The 14,564-nt window shown below is 51.7% G+C and carries 14 protein-coding genes and 1 pseudogene; 9 read left to right on the top strand and 6 right to left on the bottom strand.

Annotated elements, in window-relative coordinates; translation table 11 throughout:
- Positions 1 to 240: 240 nt before the first annotated feature.
- From GVO84_RS12370 to GVO84_RS12335, 8 genes and pseudogenes are all read left to right on the top strand, one after another.
- The gene (locus tag GVO84_RS12370) at positions 241 to 1,764 is read left to right on the top strand and encodes an EAL domain-containing protein (RefSeq protein WP_159514312.1); all 1,524 of its coding nucleotides are present in this window, start codon (positions 241 to 243) and stop codon (positions 1,762 to 1,764) included.
- A 75-nt stretch (positions 1,765 to 1,839) separates the two neighbouring features.
- A complete protein-coding gene (locus tag GVO84_RS12365; RefSeq protein ID WP_159515641.1) occupies positions 1,840 to 2,184 on the top strand; it encodes a DUF1294 domain-containing protein in 345 nt (114 codons plus the stop codon).
- A 72-nt stretch (positions 2,185 to 2,256) separates the two neighbouring features.
- Positions 2,257 to 2,698: pseudogene (locus GVO84_RS12360) on the top strand (VOC family protein).
- Between the two features lie 152 nt (positions 2,699 to 2,850).
- Positions 2,851 to 3,300 (top strand): hypothetical protein, encoded by a 450-nt coding sequence (locus GVO84_RS12355; protein ID WP_159514311.1) that lies wholly within the window; start codon positions 2,851 to 2,853, stop codon positions 3,298 to 3,300.
- A 246-nt stretch (positions 3,301 to 3,546) separates the two neighbouring features.
- Complete coding sequence (locus tag GVO84_RS12350) at positions 3,547 to 4,578, top strand: methyltransferase (protein ID WP_159514310.1); 1,032 nt, start codon at positions 3,547 to 3,549, stop codon at positions 4,576 to 4,578.
- Between the two features lie 90 nt (positions 4,579 to 4,668).
- Positions 4,669 to 4,866, top strand: coding sequence for a hypothetical protein (locus tag GVO84_RS12345; protein WP_023312007.1), 198 nt, complete (start codon positions 4,669 to 4,671; stop codon positions 4,864 to 4,866).
- Positions 4,867 to 4,869: 3 nt separating this feature from the next.
- Positions 4,870 to 5,292 (top strand): GFA family protein, encoded by a 423-nt coding sequence (locus GVO84_RS12340; RefSeq protein WP_159514309.1) that lies wholly within the window; start codon positions 4,870 to 4,872, stop codon positions 5,290 to 5,292.
- A 68-nt stretch (positions 5,293 to 5,360) separates the two neighbouring features.
- Positions 5,361 to 5,438 carry a hypothetical protein gene (locus GVO84_RS12335; RefSeq protein ID WP_223239581.1) on the top strand — a complete coding sequence of 26 codons (78 nt, stop codon included), beginning with the start codon at positions 5,361 to 5,363 and terminating at the stop codon, positions 5,436 to 5,438.
- Between the two features lie 338 nt (positions 5,439 to 5,776).
- Here the strand turns inward: GVO84_RS12335 and ompC are convergent, their stop codons facing one another.
- Positions 5,777 to 6,886 carry a porin OmpC gene (ompC, locus tag GVO84_RS12330; RefSeq protein WP_159514307.1) on the bottom strand — a complete coding sequence of 370 codons (1,110 nt, stop codon included), beginning with the start codon at positions 6,884 to 6,886 and terminating at the stop codon, positions 5,777 to 5,779.
- A gap of 389 nt (positions 6,887 to 7,275) precedes the next feature.
- Positions 7,276 to 10,800, bottom strand: coding sequence for a pyruvate:ferredoxin (flavodoxin) oxidoreductase (nifJ, locus tag GVO84_RS12325; protein ID WP_159514306.1), 3,525 nt, complete (start codon positions 10,798 to 10,800; stop codon positions 7,276 to 7,278).
- Positions 10,801 to 11,071: 271 nt separating this feature from the next.
- On the opposite strand from nifJ, the gene GVO84_RS12320 reads away from it, so the two are divergent.
- On the top strand, positions 11,072 to 11,338 hold the full coding sequence (locus GVO84_RS12320) for a putative hemolysin (protein WP_159514305.1): 267 nt from the start codon (positions 11,072 to 11,074) through the stop codon (positions 11,336 to 11,338).
- Here GVO84_RS12320 and hslJ read toward each other — a convergent pair whose 3' ends face one another.
- The 4 genes from hslJ to GVO84_RS12300 all read right to left on the bottom strand — a co-directional run bounded on the left by hslJ (position 11,339) and on the right by GVO84_RS12300 (position 14,443).
- Positions 11,339 to 11,776 carry a heat shock protein HslJ gene (gene hslJ, locus GVO84_RS12315; protein ID WP_159514304.1) on the bottom strand — a complete coding sequence of 146 codons (438 nt, stop codon included), beginning with the start codon at positions 11,774 to 11,776 and terminating at the stop codon, positions 11,339 to 11,341. It lies immediately after the preceding gene.
- Between the two features lie 128 nt (positions 11,777 to 11,904).
- Positions 11,905 to 12,033: a DUF2474 domain-containing protein gene (locus GVO84_RS12310; RefSeq protein ID WP_008501283.1), complete on the bottom strand. Its 129-nt coding sequence runs from the start codon at positions 12,031 to 12,033 to the stop codon at positions 11,905 to 11,907.
- Entirely contained in the window at positions 12,033 to 13,043 is a 1,011-nt protein-coding gene (gene cydB, locus GVO84_RS12305) for a cytochrome d ubiquinol oxidase subunit II (RefSeq protein WP_159514303.1), read from the bottom strand. The genes GVO84_RS12310 and cydB overlap by 1 nt, the downstream gene beginning before the upstream one ends.
- Positions 13,043 to 14,443, bottom strand: coding sequence for a cytochrome ubiquinol oxidase subunit I (locus GVO84_RS12300; RefSeq protein ID WP_032647488.1), 1,401 nt, complete (start codon positions 14,441 to 14,443; stop codon positions 13,043 to 13,045). Before GVO84_RS12300 ends, cydB begins: the two co-directional genes overlap by 1 nt.
- Between the last annotated feature and the right edge of the window lie 121 nt (positions 14,444 to 14,564).

The raw sequence follows: 14,564 nt of genomic DNA, 5'->3' as shown, positions 1-14,564 counted from the left end.
ACGCTCCAAAGCGCTATTAATAAAAACGTATCAGCAGGGCTGCCATTCGGTGGCCTTTTTGTTACCCCTCGATTATGTCGTTTATTGCGCCATGGGCGCGGACCCAATATTCTGGTCTGAACGAAAATTTTCGACGCCTGACATGGTAATTATGAGGTTATCTACCATGATTAAGAAGATGACAAATCAATCACTTCAGCATCGTTGAAGCGGTTACTACACGCTAATCGAGAACCCTAAATGCGCCATGCATCTATCCCCGTAGCTGCAGCCACGGCAATATTTTTGCTGGGCGTTTTTATCATCAATTTACAGGTTTGGTATTCTGCACGGGCTGACAGCCTTGCAGGGGCGCACTATGTCGTGCGGAACATGAATGTCATTCTTAAAGAAGCCCGTCATGCAACTCAGTTGGCGAAGCAACTTGCTGAGAATGAGTGTGATGCGGAAGGACAATATCGGCTAGGCACTGAGGCTGCATTACAGCCTCACCTGAGAACGATCGTTATTCTGAAAAATGAAGCGGTCTGGTGCTCTTCTTTACCAGGCAACCGCGTGTTGTTGGTCAACAGTTCAATACTGCCAGAATCATCATTGCTACTCGTCCCTGCGGGAAGTACCGTCAACGGCCTTCCTGTGCTTCTATACCAGGCCAATCACGCCGGAAGCCGAATCATCGTTAGCATCAGCGACAGCCATATCCGGGATGCACTGGATATGCCATTAAATGGCGTTGAATATTCACTTCGAGTAGGCAATACCGTTTTGGGCCTGACAGGCGATGTGGCGACGGCAGACCATTCGAAGAAAGAGGTATTGACGGTAAAAGCCTCTGCTTATCCTTTCGAGATACAGGTTAACTCTCCAGTCCTTTTCAGCCTTAAGAGATTGCTCAATCGAGCTGGCGGCGTGGTGCTATTCCTGCTGATAATATCGACCCTATCTGCTTATATACTTCAGCGATATCTCTCTAAAGATGTTTCACCAGAAGAATCACTGCGTACCGCCATTTACAGAAATGAAATTACGCCCTATTACCAACCGGTTGTTAGCGGCAGAGAGGGAACCTTGCGAGGTGTGGAAGTGCTGGCCAGATGGAAGCATCCGCAGTCAGGGTTTATTTCTCCCGCTTCATTTATTCCCCTCGCGGAGAAATCTGGCTTAATTATTCCTTTAACCCAGAGCTTAATGCGTCAGGTTGCTGCGCATATGAATTCAATTTCAACCTTGTTGCCAGAAGGGTTTCATGTAGGGATTAACTTCAGCGCTTCTCATATTGTTTCGTCCACCTTTGTGGAAGAGTGTCTCCACTACAAACACAGTTTTATTCGACAGGATCTTAACCTTGTCATTGAGGTAACCGAGCGCGAACCGCTCCACATCGATGAACATCTCGTCAGGACGCTGAATGAGCTGCATAACAACGGATTTGCCATTGCGCTGGATGATTTTGGCACGGGATATTCCGGTCTATCCTACCTGCAAGAACTGCATATTGATTATATTAAAATCGACCAAAGTTTTGTTGCCAGGGTTAACGCCAATGAGGATTCAACCCTGATCCTGGATTCGGTACTGGAACTGGCAAAAAAACTTTCAATTAGTATTGTGGCGGAAGGGGTTGAGACACAAGATCAACTTGATTACCTGATCCGCAATAACATCCGTTTTTTACAGGGGTTCTTCTTCTACAAACCTCTACCTTACAAGGAGCTGGTCAAAGTCCTCTTATCGAAGCCTAAAGTTAAAGTGAGGGTGGAATGAGGTTTATCCAGCACCTGACGAAGATAGGGTATAATGCGTATCCCAAAACCGCTCAACAACCCAGTGACGCATTCAATGACCCTCAATCGCTTTTGTTACTTACTCCTGATATTCGCTGCGCTCGGCAGCCTTTTATCGTCGAATCCTGTGGTCGTCTGGTTTCTGTTGATCAATGTGCTAACAATGGTCATATATGGTGCCGATAAAATGGCGGCGCGTAAGGGGATGCGCAGGGTTCCGGAAGCGACGTTGCTGGTATTTGGCCTGACCGGAGGCTGGCCTGGCGCCATTGCGGGGCAACAGCTTTTTCGCCATAAAACGCAAAAGCAGCCCTTTAAAACCTACTTTTTCTTAAGCATTGTCGTCAGCATCGCCGTGATGGCGGCGGTTTACCATTTCTCTCCTGTTTCTTCGTTATGAGGGTATTGACATCAAGTTAACTTGAGCTTTTAAGATGTCAGCACCACGTTGATAAAGGAGTAACATCTTAAAATGAAAGACATTGATGTAGGTTTCACTCATGTCGCGTTTATGGTCAGGGACTCTGGAAAAGAGTATTGCCTTCTATCGTCGCTATGCCGGTATGGAGGTCATTCATTGGCGTGAACCCGACATGCCTGATGCAAGAAAAGTAGCATGGCTTAGCGACTATACCCGTCCTTTTGCACTGGTTCTGGTACAAGCCGATACCGTGACCGACACGCCGCTGGGTAACTTCGGGCATCTGGGTATTGCCTGCGCGACCCGCGAAGAAATTGACAGAAAAACCGAGATGGCCACCGCTGAAGGTGTGCTTAGGAAGGCGCCTGAGAATGTAGGCGATCCCGTCGGCTACTATGTCTTTTTTGCCGATCCCGATGGAAATACGTTAGAGCTGTCATTCGGACAGCGCGTCGGCCTGGAAGCGATCCGAATGGCCAGTCGGAATAAATAAAGTGAACATACGTTAGCAACAGGAGACAGACCGCATCGCGTATCGTTAATTAACCCTCCATCACTGCCAATAGTAGTAGGACTATTCTTAAGTTGTTGCTGTTTTTTGCACAATCTGAATAATACGTGCAACACCACGGACGATGACATCCCATGAAAATAGTATCTATTATGCTGGCAGTGCTGGCGCTTTTTTCTGCGCCTGCCTGGTCCGCTTTTCAGGAGCGGGAATATAATACCTGGTATATAAAAAATGCGGTGCTTTACGATATGACGCAGACCTCGGCAGGTTATCCCGTCATGGTGAGCGTATCCCAGCCTGGAAGGAAATCCGCTAATTTGCTCGTGTCATATATTACGGAAGGTCGCTGTGGTGAGAATAATCTACCGCTGAATGTGAATGGTAAAGTGCTGCCCGCAAAATATAATTGTGTCCAGATAGGGCAAAACAGAATTGAGCATTTTTCAGTGGTGGATGCGGAAAGCGTCAATAGCATGGTGATGCACCTGAAATCTGATTTCACTATTCTCCTGCAAAATGATATCAAAATTTGGGCGGCAAATATCAAAACGCCAAAATATGGACTGGCACCGAGATTCTAGCTATGAAATGCCTGTATTACGACAGGTGTTTTTTTGGGGATGAAACGCAATCATCTCTAAGTTAATAGTTTTAATGCGTTACTAATCAATGTAAAGGGTAAGTGGCCCTGTTTGTTTACGTATTTAAATGAGCTGTATGCTAAACGGTACTAAACCGCATAAATAATACTTTCTGACGTTATGGATAAAGCGCATTACCAGACTTACGCTTGCTAACGGTGTTTTATCACTGGTAAGGAGCAGAAAATGTCGCAACGTAATAGTCTGGATTTACTAAGCCGTAAAGAAGGAATGTGTCTGTTAGAGCAAAGCATGGGTTTTGTCTGGCAGGCAGCGCTTCGGGCGGTCGCGGTATTAGGTGTCGCAGATCGTCTGGTTGAAGGAAAAAAATCCGTCAAGCAACTGGCGAAGGAATTGAATGTTGACGTTGACTATCTTCATCGAATCATGCGCTTATTGTCCTCTCGTGGAGTTTTCAACGAATTCTCTGAAACTGAATACAGTCTGAGTCATTCAGCACAATTCCTCTGTTCTGAGCATGAATTTTCCTTGCGTGCGGCGGTGCTCATGCTAACAGACCAAACATTCTGGCAGCCAGCGGCTAAAATGGATGAGATAGTGCAAGGTAAACCTGTTTTTAATGAATTGTTTGGCAGGCCTTTTTACGACTACTGGCAGCATGACGATAGTGGGGCTGACAGCAACATTTTTCATGCCGGTATGGCCTCTATGTCATCCGTAGAGAATGAAGTCATTGCGGATAGCTATTCGTTCCCTCAAAACGCTGTCGTTGTCGATATCGCCGGTGGGCTGGGGAATTTATTGCTGGCCGTTTTACGTCGAAATCCGACCTTAACGGGGATCCTTTTCGATCAAAAAGACGTGCTTGAGCGGAATCGACTGCACCTGTTAAAGGATAATCGTCGATGGGAGACCGTTGAGGGCAGCTTTTTTGAAGCCTGTCCTGTAGCGGACATTTACCTGCTTAAGTATATTTTGATGGACTGGCCTGATGAGAAGGCCATTCAGATCCTTCAATGCTGCAGAAAGGCTATGAAAGAAAACGCCCGACTATTAGTTTTTGAGCCGCTTATTAAAAAAGAAAATAATGAGTTGGGACGATTTGAAATTGACCTTCTTCTGTTAACAAGCTTTGATGGGGGACGGGCACGAACAGAGGCTGAGTATCAGGCCTTGTTTGAACAGAGCAATTTGAAGTTGAGCAAAATAATAGACACCCATTCGTATCTGTCGATTTTAGAAGTCGTACCTGTCTGAACTGTTTAAATAATATTCACAGAGCATGTGTCCCGCATTCCGTTTTACCGTATTCCTGCTACGCTTGTTTGTTGTACCAGGAGCATGAATATGAAAAACAAAGATGAACAAACCGGATTAGTGGGGCTGGCGATTGGGGCCGCCGTTATTGGGCTGGTTTCAGCGCAAAAACCGATCCATCGCAACAGCATTGTCGATGAGCTGGTCAGGCTCGGCAGGCAAAAAGGCGATGGTGTAGAAGACGAGGTTTTCGTGAAAGCCGCCGAGCTGGTGAGAAAAGGGGTATAGCCCATGGCTGAAAGACGTAATGCGAAGTGCCATTGCGGCACGGTGGCATTCACCGTTGAGCTTACCGATGGCCTGAACACCGCGCGGCGCTGCAGCTGTTCTTTTTGTCGAATGCGAGGCGCGGTGGTCGTCTCTGCGCCGCTGTCGGGGATTACGGTGACCAAAGGTGAAGATAAGCTCACCGAGTACCGCTTTAACACGGGAACGGCACGGCATTTCTTTTGCTCGGTGTGCGGAATTTACACGTTCCACCAGCGGCGTTCTAATCCTGATGAATACGGCGTGAACGTCGCCTGTTTTGAAAGCGTTTCTCCGTTTGATTTCCCGCAGGTAACCGTGATGGACGGTGTCAACCATCCCACGGATGGGGAAAGTGGAGTATTTGGCTATCTTACTTTTCGCGAGAAAGGGGAAGAGCAGGCATGATTGCCGCCTGGCCACTCTTTAATCAGCCTGGCTATAGTGGAGGGTGGTTATCTGAAACAGGAGAAACTATGCTTTGTGTTGAAAAAGACGATCCGCGTGAGGCCCCTGAGTCAGGGGATAAAAAGCCTCAGCCTGTGAAAAAATAACGCGACCTGTGCGTTTACCCGCCACCGGCACTGCTGGTGGCTTTTTGTTTCCAGGGATAATAGTTAACTACCATCCAGATGGTTTAACAGCGCACCGAGATGCCCGACAATATCACCAAAATCAAAAATTAACGCCATCCACAGCATGGCTAAAAGGGTTAGTACGGTAAGGGATATACGACCAAACAACGCAGTTATCCTTAGTGACGAAAGGGCTATCACCTGAGTTTAACCAGCATTCTTTCAACTTACCCTCAACCAATCCCTTTCTGAAACTGCCTTTTGTGACGGACCTCAAAAAAACAAGCGAGCCCGCATCATAATGCGGGCTCTGACAATCAGAACTGGTAAACCAGACCTAACGCTACGACGTCATCGGTGCCGATGCCGTTGTTTTTGTAGAAGCTGTCATCTTCATCCAGCAGGTTGATTTTGTAATCAACGTAGGTGGACATGTTTTTGTTGAAGTAGTAGGTCGCGCCTACGTCAGCGTATTTAACCAGATCCTGATCGCCCTGACCGTTGCCCAGGTCCTTACCTTTAGACTGCAGGTAGGAAAGGGTTGGACGCAGGCCGAAGTCGAACTGGTACTGCGCGGTCACTTCGAAGTTCTGAGTTTTGTTCGCCACGGCGTCGGTATTATCACCATACGGGGTCATATTGCGGGTTTCAGAATACATTGCCGCCAGGTAGATGTTATTGGCGTCATACTTCAGACCCGCCGTCCATGCATCCGCTTTGTCACCACCCGCTGTGGTATTCATCACCTGCTCGTTGGTTCGGTCAGAAGAGGTATAGGCTGCACCCGCAGTAATTCCCATGCCGAAGTCATAGGTGGTAGAAATACCGAAGCCATCACCATTCTCGTGACGCGTGTCGCGACCGTTGTTGGTGCCTTCCTGATTGTTGCTGGCATCTTCATTCTTGCCCTGATACTGCAGCGCAAAGTTCAGACCCTGCACCAGACCATAGAAGTCGGTGTTGCGGTAGGTTGCCACGCCGTTGGCGCGGCCCGTCATGAAGTTGTCGGCTTTGGTGTAGGAGTCGCCACCGAACTCAGGCAGCATATCGGTCCAGCCTTCCACGTCGTACAGCACGCCATAGTTACGACCGTAATCGAAGGAGCCGTAGTCGCCCACCTTCACACCGGCGAAGGCCAGACGCGTCCAGGACTGATTATCAGACCCTTCGGTGTTGTTGGCCTGAATGTTGTATTCCCACTGCGCGTAGCCGGTCATCATGTTGTTGATCTGGGTTTCACCTTTGAAGCCCAGACGCATATAGGTTTGATCCCCGTCAGCGCCTTTATCGTCGGAGAAATAGTGCAGGCCATCTACTTTTCCGTACAGATCTAATTTGTTACCGTCTTTATTATAAATTTCTGCTGCATGTGCAGAGCCAGCTATTAACAGAGCCGGAATCATCAGAGCCAGTACTTTTCTTTGCATTGTGATATTCCTTTGCAGTTGTTTTTATTTAATTACCTGTTGAACTTTCAGAATGAGAAAGTTGTCTCATGCTAAATCACTCCTGTGTAAGAGTAATAAAATATAATTGTTACGAACTAAGTAAAATCTAAACCGAATAAATCGGCGGAAATGATCATTGATTTGATGAATGATTTAAAGGTAACTATATTAAATTGAAATTATTAATCAGGCGCTAATTAAGGTAATCTTGCTGGCGTTATATGCCTTTAAGATGATTCATCCATAATTAACGTGAATGCTATTAAGGAAACTTAATAGATATTCATTGATTATCTGGATTCGCCCGGTGTGAATACGCCGGGCTTTTTTTATGGCAAAAAAATGCCCGGACAAGCCGGGCAGAGGAACTAGTCGCTGGTCGGTTTTTCGGCTTTACCCGCCATTTGCGCCAGGAAGTCATAGCGTTTTTGCAGATCGGCCGCCGCGTCTTTCCACAGCTGCTCAGCCACTTCCGGCTGCTGCGCGTTAAGGCGACGGAAGCGCTGTTCCTGCATTAACGTCTCGGCCAGAGCATCTGACGGCGGACGCGAATCCAGCGCCAGCGGCAATTTACCCTCGTCAGCACGACGTGGGTCGAACCGGTACAGCGGCCAGAAGCCGGTCGCGGTCAGCTGACGCATCTGGTCGTGGCTGAGCGCCAGGTCGTAGCCATGCTCTTCGCAAGGGCTATAGGCAATGATCAGCGACGGGCCTGGATACGCTTCCGCTTCCTGGATGGCTTTTACCGTCTGGTTAAGCTGGGCACCCAGCGAGATTTGCGCGACGTAAACGTGACCGTACATCATCATGCTCACACCGAGATCTTTGCGCGCCTTGCGTTTACCGTGCTCACCAAATTTCGTCACGGCGCCTAACGGCGTGGCTTTCGATGCCTGGCCGCCTGTATTGGAATAACACTGCGTATCCAGAACCAGGATGTTGACGTTTTCGGTCAGGCTCAACACGTGATCCAGTCCGCCAAAGCCGATATCGTAAGCCCAGCCGTCGCCGCCAATCAGCCAAATTGATTTTTCGACCAGGGCGTCAGCGTCGGTCAGCAGCTGTTCAGCTCCCGCCACGCCCTGAAGTGCCTGACGCAGCTCAGCAACCTGCTCACGACGTTCTTCTGGCGTCGCGACTGCATGAAGCGCGTCATTGAGCTCAGCAGGGATCTGCCCGGCAAACTGCTCCAGCAGGCGCATCACGCGCGCGCGGTGCTGGTCGACGGTCAGGCGGAAGCCCAGTCCGAATTCGGCGTTATCCTCGAATAACGAGTTTGCCCACGCCGGACCGCGACCATTCGCGTCGGTGGTGTACGGAGTGGAAGGCAGATTACCGCCATAAATTGAGGAACAGCCGGTTGCGTTGGCAATCAGCATCCGGTCACCGTACAGCTGGGTAAGCAGCTTGATATACGGTGTCTCACCGCAGCCGGAGCAGGCCCCGGAGTACTCAAACAGCGGCGTAATCAGCTGTGACGTACGAATATCAATACGTTCCAGTTTGCTGCGATCGATTTCCGGCAGATTCAGGAAGAAGTCATAGTTGACCTTTTCCTCTTCAACGTGCTCCAGACGCGACATCATATTGATGGCTTTGATCTCCGGATCCTGCCTGTCTTTCGCCGGACAGACCTCGACGCACAGGTTACAGCCGGTGCAATCTTCCGGCGCGACCTGCAGAACGTATTTCTGTCCGCGCATATCACGGGATTTCACATCCAGAGAATGCAGGCTGGCCGGTGCGGCTTCCATCTCTTCTGGTGACACCACTTTGGCGCGAATAGCAGAGTGCGGGCAGGCCGCCACGCAGTGGTTGCACTGGGTACACAACTCTTCTTTCCAGATGGGGATCGCTTCGGCAATGTTACGTTTTTCCCAGCGCGTGGTGCCCATCGGCCAGGTGCCATCCGGCGGGAGCGCAGAGACGGGCAGGGCGTCGCCCAGACCGGCCAGCATCGCCGCCGTCACGGTCTTAACGAAATCAGGCGCCGCATCGGACACCACCGGAGGGCGATTCGGACTTGCGGCATTCACCGGCTGCAGCGGTACCTCAAACAGCGATTCGCGTGCCAGCGCCAGCGCCTGCCAGTTTCGCTCGACCAGTTCCTGGCCCTTGCTGCTGTAGCTTTTAGCAATCGCCCCCTGCAGTTCCACCAGCGCGCTGTCGCCCGGCAGGATATTGGTCAGGTGGAAGAAGGCCATCTGCATTACGGTATTAATACGCGCAGCAAGGCCACATTCGCGGGCAATTTTTGCGGCGTTGACCACGTAGAAACGGGCTTTTTTCTGGTTCAGCACCGCCTGAACTTCCTGCGGCAGCCGCGCCCAGACTTCATCCGCGCTGTAAGGCGTATTGAGGAGGAAAATACCGCCGGGTTTCAGGCGCTCAGCCATCTGGTATTTATCGATAAACTGCAGCTGGTGGCAGCCAACAAAGTCCGCCTGAGAAATGAGATACGCAGAGCGGATGGGCTGTTCGCTCACGCGCAGGTGGGAAACGGTCAGGCCGCCTGCTTTTTTGGAGTCGTAAACGAAGTATCCCTGGGCGTACCACGGCGTTGAGTTGCCGATGATTTTGATGTTGTTTTTAGTCGCGGAGACGCTGCCGTCGCTGCCCAGACCATAGAACAGCGCCTCAAGTTTGGCGGTCGAGGGCAGAGTATTTTCCGGCAGCGACAGGGACAGGTTAGTCACATCATCATAAATGCCGACGGTAAAGCGCGGCTTGGGTTTCGCTTCGCTTAACTCGTTGAATACCGCCAGCACGCAGTCCGGTCCGAACTCCTTGGAGGACAAACCATAGCGCCCCCCAATCACGCGCGGCAGCGATTCACGTTCGCCCTGATTAAAGGCTTCTGCCAGGGCCGTCATCACATCCAGATACAGCGGTTCCGCCTGTGCGCCCGGCTCTTTGGTACGGTCGAGCACCGCCACAGCGCGGGCGCTTTCAGGCAGAGCCGAAAGCAGATGTTTAGCCGAGAACGGCCGATAGAGACGCACTTTAAGCACGCCAACTTTTTCGCCGCGCGTCAGCAGCTCGTCAACTACCTCTTCACAGGTCCCAATGGCTGACCCCATCAGCACAATTACCCGTTCCGCCTGCGGATGGCCGTAGTACTCAAACGGTTTGTACTCCCGGCCGGTCGCGGCGGCAAAGTCATTCATTGCCTGCTCAACATGGTCGTAAACCGCGTTGTACCAGGGGTTTGTGGCCTCGCGGGACTGGAAATAGGTATCCGGGTTCGCCGATGTCCCGCGAATAACCGGGTGTTCAGGATTCAGAGCCCGGGCGCGATGCGCGTCGATTTCCGCCTGCGGCAGCAGATTCAGGATAGTATCGTCGGCCAGCGGGACGATTTTGTTGATTTCGTGAGAGGTGCGGAAACCATCAAAGAAGTGAATAAACGGCACGCGGCTTTTGAGCGTGGCGATATGCGAAATTAAGGCAAAGTCCTGCGCTTCCTGAACGCTGCTGGCGCATAGCATCGCGCAGCCGGTCTGGCGCACGGCCATCACGTCAGAGTGATCGCCAAAGATAGAGAGCGCGTGGGTAGCAACGGTACGCGCGGCAACGTGCAGAACGAAGGGCGTCAGTTGACCGGCGAGTTTGTACAGTGTAGGGATCATTAACAGCAATCCCTGTGAGGAGGTAAACGACGTGGAAAGCGCGCCGGTCTGAAGCGCACCGTGTACCGTGGCAATCGCCCCGGCTTCAGACTGCATTTCAACCACTCTCGGGACATCGCCCCAGACGTTCTTTAACCCGTTACCCGCCCATGCATCTGCCTGCTCGGCCATGGTAGAACTTGGCGTAATCGGGTAGATGGCGATAACTTCACTGGTGCGAAACGCGACTGAGGCAACTGCACCATTACCGTCAATAGTTTGCATAGGACAACACCCTTACATTGCGCAAAAAATAGGGGTCTGTATAACGGCAACAAACCCTGAATATTATCAGTGTATTCTAGCAAATGCGGGATTTTACGATTTTCGCTTTTGTGTCCTTGGTATTCTCTCCATCAATGAGTAGATCAAACTTTTGGCGAAAAAATTGCGAGAAATTGTTTCTGGAGCGCATAAATACGCACTTCTGCTCTCGACGACACGGGATGTGATGCCTATTATGCATAGGTTTCGCATTATTCATGGGGGAGAGAGCATGCGCTCAGCATTTTTGGTAGGGTGTGCCGCATTATTGTTGTCGGCATGTAGCAGGGAGCCAGTCCAGCAGGCAACGGCAGCCCACGTGGCGCCGGGAATGAAAGCGGCGATGTCCAGTTCTGGCCAGGCCAACTGCGCAATGATTGGCGGTTCGCTGTCTGTCGCCCGCCAGCTTGATGGTTCTGCTATTGGGATGTGCGCCTTGCCAAACGGCAAACGCTGTAGTGAACAGTCGCTTGCCGTTGGAAGCTGCGGTAACTACTGATTATTCTGCACGCTTAAACATCAGCGTTTTATCGGCTGTCGCCAGCGTTAACTGGTCCTCAGTCAGGTCGACCTGCGCCCCTTTGCGCAGCATGTCGCCGATGGCCTGATCCAGCTCATTCAGCTGCGGTTCAGTACAGAGCTTGCGCGTCATGGCCAGCGTTTTAACCTTAAGCTCGCCTTCGGACAATTTCCCCTGTCCGTTGAAGCGGTTACACATCTGGCCAGAAACGCTGATGTTATTAACCAGGCTGATATCTGGCAGCGCGCTAAAACCGATCTCAGGTTGCGTTGTCGCGGTCTTCACGGCCTTACCGTTTACATTTTCCAGCACAAAGCGGTGGTTTTTAAGTTGCTCCGGCTGTACGGAGGCTTTACCCGGATTAACGCACCCGGTAAGGACAAGACTAATAACACTTAACGCAATGAGCTTTTTCATTTTTCTTCTCAAACTATAAATACTGTGAATCTTTTTCCAGTGTAACGATACTCTGCCGTGCGTTAATGGGGTTTATCTGAAAGTGCGGGGGGAAGTACCGGGCAACGCAGCGGTTGCCCGGAATGGCGTTAATGCGATTTAAATCCTGCCGCCGTCATCAGCATACGGAAGAGCATACTGACAGCAGCCAGCGCCAGTACGCTGCCGCCCCAGATAATGGCCAGCCACAGTAATCTTTTCCAGACCGGTTGTTGCATCAGTGATAACCCTCCCCATGCTGAACTTTGCCGCGAAACACGTAGTAGCTCCAGAAGGTGTAGACCAGAATAACGGGAATGATCAACAGCGCGCCCACCAGCATAAAGCCCTGGCTTTGCGTCGGTGCTGCGGCCTGCCACAGGGTGATCGACGGTGGAATAATATGCGGCCAGATGCTGATCCCAAGCCCGCTAAAGCCGAGGAATATTAGCCCCAATGTCAGGATAAACGGACGGCTATGGCTGTCGAGATTATTCAGGCAGCGCCACTGGTACAGGCTAAAAATCACTACCAGGGCGGGGACGGGCAGCAGATAAAACAGATTCGGCAGCGTAAACCAGCGCGCAGCGATGGCCGGTTGCGCCAGCGGCGTCCAGAGGCTGACCGCCGCAATAAACGCCAGCAGCACGATTAACAGCGTTTTCGATACCTCTCGCATCCGCTGCTGCAGCGCGTTTTCGCTTTTCATCACCAGCCAGGTAGAGCCTAACAGCGCATAAGCCACCACCAACCCCGCACCGCAAAACAGGTTAAACGCGGTAAACCAGTCAAAGGGGCCGCCGGTATAGGCCCGACCGGTGACGGTAAAGCCGTTAATGACGGCGCCTACCGTCACGCCCTGGGTAAACGTTGCCAGAATCGAACCGCCTATAAACGCCTTATCCCAGAAGGGGCGGTGGGCCGGCGTGGCTTTAAAGCGAAACTCAAATGCCACCCCGCGGAAAATAAGACCGATCAGCATTAACGTCAGCGGAATGGTGAGAGCATCAACGATAACCGCATACGCCAGCGGGAATGCGCCGAACAGTGCGGCACCGCCAAGCACCAGCCAGGTTTCATTTCCGTCCCAGACCGGCGCGACGCTGTTGACCATCACGTCGCGATCGTCGGCGTTCTGCGTTGCCGGGAAGAGAATACCGATCCCCAGATCAAAACCGTCCATCACGATATACATCAGCGTGGCAAAGACGATAATGACAAACCAGATAATGGAAAGATCGATACCCATTATGGCTGCTCCTTATGTTCAGTTGTGACGGCAGAAAGCGGGCGCGCCGGACGTCCGTCGGACTCGGTGGCGAATGATTCATGCGGCTGCGGGCCTTTTCGGATGAGGCGCACCATATAGCTGTAACCCACGCCGAATACCGAGGTATAGACGACGAAGAAGGCCAGCAGGCTCACGCTCATGTGCAGGTCACCATGGGCAGACACTGCATCCTTCGTTCGCTGGAGTCCGTAGACCACCCACGGCTGGCGGCCCACTTCGGTGGTGATCCACCCGGCCAGGATGGCAATCAGCCCGGTTGGCCCCATCAGCAGCGCAAACCACAGGAAAGGGCGTGACGAATACACGCGTTTTTTGTAGCGCAGCCAGAGTGCCGTTACCCCAAGCAGCAGCATCAGCATGCCCAGGCCTGCCATAATGCGGAATGACCAGAAGACGATGGTGGAATTCGGACGGTCTTCCTTCGGGAACTCTTTGAGGGCCGGAACCTGTTTATCCAGGCTGTGCGTCAGGATAAGACTCCCCAGCGCCGGGATCTCCAGCCCAAAGCGGGTCCGCTCCTGTTCCATATCCGGCCAGCCAAACAGCAGCAGCGGGGTAGGCTCACCCGGCGGATTTTCCCAGTGGCCTTCAATGGCGGCAATCTTGGCGGGCTGGTGCTTTAAGGTGTTCAACCCGTGCATATCGCCAACCATGGCCTGGATGGGGGCGACAATCAGCGTCATCCACAGCGCCATCGAAAACATCGCGCGGATAGCAGGGGTATTATTCCCGCGCAGCAGATGCCATGCCGCCGATGCGCCCACAAACAGGGCGCTGCTCAGGAATGCGGCTATCGACATATGCAGCAGGCGGTAAGGGAAGGAGGGGTTAAACACCACGGCGAACCAGTCCACCGGTACCACCTGTCCGTTGACGATCTCGTAGCCCTGCGGGGTTTGCATCCAGCTGTTCGACGAGAGGATCCAGAAGGTGGAGATTATGGTGCCCAGCGCTACCATGCAGGTGGCGAAGAAGTGCAGACCCGGCCCGACCTTGTTCCAGCCAAACAGCATCACGCCGAGGAACCCGGCTTCAAGGAAGAAGGCGGTGAGCACTTCATAGGTCAGCAGCGGGCCGGTAATGCTGCCCGCAAACTGTGAAAATCCGCTCCAGTTGGTGCCAAACTGGTAGGCCATCACCAGCCCGGAGACCACGCCCATGCCAAAGTTGACGGCAAAAATCTTCGACCAGAAATGGTACAGCGAGCGCCAGACCGGATTTTTTGTTTTCAGCCACAGCCCTTCGAGTACGGCAAGATAGCTTGCGAGACCAATGGTGATGGCCGGGAAAATAATGTGAAAGGATACGGTAAACGCAAACTGTATCCGTGCAAGGTGAAAAGCATCTAAACCAAACATGCACAGCCTCAATGTCAAACGGTGTGCTGTTATGGTATAGGGGCGAAGTTCGGACTATCAGACGCAGAAAAGTGATTTTTAACCATAACAGTTGGCATAAATTTCATGCTTTAACCATCTG

This window comes from Enterobacter sp. SM3 (genome assembly GCF_009811935.2).
GTDB classification, from domain to species: domain Bacteria; phylum Pseudomonadota; class Gammaproteobacteria; order Enterobacterales; family Enterobacteriaceae; genus Enterobacter; species Enterobacter asburiae_D.
Note: the sequence above shows the minus strand (reverse complement) of the source record. Positions and strands in the feature narration are given on the sequence as shown.

What these genes read in the sequence shown, in the direction of transcription:
- GVO84_RS12370 (WP_159514312.1), top strand. Translation starts at nt 241, where the DNA reads ATGCGCCATGCATCTATCCCCGTAGCTGCAGCCACGGCAATATTTTTG.
- GVO84_RS12365 (WP_159515641.1), top strand. Translation starts at nt 1,840, where the DNA reads ATGACCCTCAATCGCTTTTGTTACTTACTCCTGATATTCGCTGCGCTC.
- GVO84_RS12355 (WP_159514311.1), top strand. Translation starts at nt 2,851, where the DNA reads ATGAAAATAGTATCTATTATGCTGGCAGTGCTGGCGCTTTTTTCTGCG.
- GVO84_RS12350 (WP_159514310.1), top strand. Translation starts at nt 3,547, where the DNA reads ATGTCGCAACGTAATAGTCTGGATTTACTAAGCCGTAAAGAAGGAATG.
- GVO84_RS12345 (WP_023312007.1), top strand. Translation starts at nt 4,669, where the DNA reads ATGAAAAACAAAGATGAACAAACCGGATTAGTGGGGCTGGCGATTGGG.
- GVO84_RS12340 (WP_159514309.1), top strand. Translation starts at nt 4,870, where the DNA reads ATGGCTGAAAGACGTAATGCGAAGTGCCATTGCGGCACGGTGGCATTC.
- GVO84_RS12335 (WP_223239581.1), top strand. Translation starts at nt 5,361, where the DNA reads ATGCTTTGTGTTGAAAAAGACGATCCGCGTGAGGCCCCTGAGTCAGGG.
- ompC (WP_159514307.1), bottom strand. Translation starts at nt 6,886, where the DNA reads ATGCAAAGAAAAGTACTGGCTCTGATGATTCCGGCTCTGTTAATAGCT.
- nifJ (WP_159514306.1), bottom strand. Translation starts at nt 10,800, where the DNA reads ATGCAAACTATTGACGGTAATGGTGCAGTTGCCTCAGTCGCGTTTCGC.
- GVO84_RS12320 (WP_159514305.1), top strand. Translation starts at nt 11,072, where the DNA reads ATGCGCTCAGCATTTTTGGTAGGGTGTGCCGCATTATTGTTGTCGGCA.
- hslJ (WP_159514304.1), bottom strand. Translation starts at nt 11,776, where the DNA reads ATGAAAAAGCTCATTGCGTTAAGTGTTATTAGTCTTGTCCTTACCGGG.
- GVO84_RS12310 (WP_008501283.1), bottom strand. Translation starts at nt 12,033, where the DNA reads ATGCAACAACCGGTCTGGAAAAGATTACTGTGGCTGGCCATTATCTGG.
- cydB (WP_159514303.1), bottom strand. Translation starts at nt 13,043, where the DNA reads ATGGGTATCGATCTTTCCATTATCTGGTTTGTCATTATCGTCTTTGCC.
- GVO84_RS12300 (WP_032647488.1), bottom strand. Translation starts at nt 14,443, where the DNA reads ATGTTTGGTTTAGATGCTTTTCACCTTGCACGGATACAGTTTGCGTTT.